This is a genomic window from Shewanella sp. AS16 (genome assembly GCF_021412365.1).
GTDB lineage: Bacteria > Pseudomonadota > Gammaproteobacteria > Enterobacterales > Shewanellaceae > Shewanella > Shewanella salipaludis.
This window is the reverse complement of the sequence record NZ_JAKCLK010000420.1, coordinates 1-282: the sequence shown is the minus strand read 5'-3', so window position 1 is coordinate 282 and position 282 is coordinate 1. Positions and strand designations below refer to the sequence as shown.

Here is a 282-nt window from a genome sequence, read left to right as displayed (position 1 = left end):
AACAATGTGTATTGGCGTTCCAGGCCAGGTGCTGGCTGTCGGTGAAGATATTCACCAGCTTGCGCAGGTTGAAGTATGTGGTATCAAGCGCGACGTGAATATCGCCATGATTTGTGAAGGTAACCCTGCCGATCTGCTGGGCCAGTGGGTACTGGTACACGTCGGATTTGCCATGAGCATTATCGATGAAGACGAAGCCAAAGCCACATTAGACGCACTGCGCCAAATGGATTACGACATTACCAGCGCGTGATGATTAAAGCCGGATGCTTTCGTAGGCCT

The 282-nt window shown here is 51.1% G+C and carries 1 protein-coding gene; it reads left to right on the top strand.

Annotation, left to right across the window (positions count from 1 at the left end; all coding sequences use genetic code 11):
- The first annotated feature begins 4 nt into the window (after positions 1-4).
- On the top strand, positions 5-253 hold the full coding sequence (hybG, locus tag LZP73_RS20920) for a hydrogenase maturation factor HybG (protein ID WP_234236909.1): 249 nt from the start codon (positions 5-7) through the stop codon (positions 251-253).
- Positions 254-282 lie beyond the last annotated feature (29 nt).

Excerpts from the sequence above, each read along its gene's own strand:
- hybG (WP_234236909.1), top strand. The coding sequence starts at position 5 with ATGTGTATTGGCGTTCCAGGCCAGGTGCTGGCTGTCGGTGAAGATATT.